Here is a 672-nt window from a genome sequence, read left to right as displayed (position 1 = left end):
CGTCCCGTACCGCCGGCCGCGTGGCGCCATGGCGCGCCAGCGCCGCCAGCGGGCCGGCCAGGTACAGGCTGGCCACGGCGGCGCGGCACGCCGCCTCCGGTTCGAGGGCGATCGCCTCGAAGGCGGCGCCGGCGTCGACGTGGACGTGCAGCTCGCCCTGGTCGCAAGCGACGGTCAACTGCGCGGTCTTGCCGGCACGCGGCGGTCGCTCGGGCACGGCCCGCACGGTGCCATGCAGCGCGCCGCGGGCGTCGTACAGGGCGCGTGCCAGGCTGGCCAGCGCCGGCGTGTAGCGGCGCAGGCTGTCCGCCAGCGGGGTCGTTGCCGTTGTGGTTTGCATGGGCTTCCTCAGATCACTTCCAGGTGGACGGTGACATGGACCGCGATATGCGCGCCGAGGCGCGCTTCCAGACGGCTGCGCAATGCGGCGCCGTTGTCACAGATTAGCTGGCGGGCCCCGGTGTCGCGGGTGTCGAAGCGAAGCGATAGCGTGCCGTCCGAAAGCACCAGGTGCAGGCGGGTGCCAGGCAGGATGGCCGGATCGAGTTCGACCACGACCTCCCAGCGCCCGCCGGCGTGTTCGAGCGCGGGGCCGGTGCAAAAACGGGCGATGCGTTCGGCCAGCCGATCGGCCACCAGGTCGGCCTGCGCGGCGCGGGCGCAGTGGGCGAC

The 672-nt window shown here is 73.7% G+C and carries 2 protein-coding genes; both read right to left on the bottom strand.

The genetic code is table 11. The features are described 5' to 3' along the window. Positions 1–340: hypothetical protein (locus ACEN88_RS33555; protein WP_413346665.1), on the bottom strand; the 340-nt coding region annotated here is incomplete at its 3' end. Positions 341–348: 8 nt separating this feature from the next. Then, positions 349–672: type III secretion system protein SctP (gene sctP, locus ACEN88_RS33550; protein WP_413346663.1), on the bottom strand; the 324-nt coding region annotated here is incomplete at its 5' end.

This window comes from Massilia sp. CT11-108 (genome assembly GCF_047302915.1).
Lineage (GTDB): Bacteria > Pseudomonadota > Gammaproteobacteria > Burkholderiales > Burkholderiaceae_D > Telluria > Telluria orientalis.
Note: the sequence above shows the minus strand (reverse complement) of the source record. Positions and strands in the feature narration are given on the sequence as shown.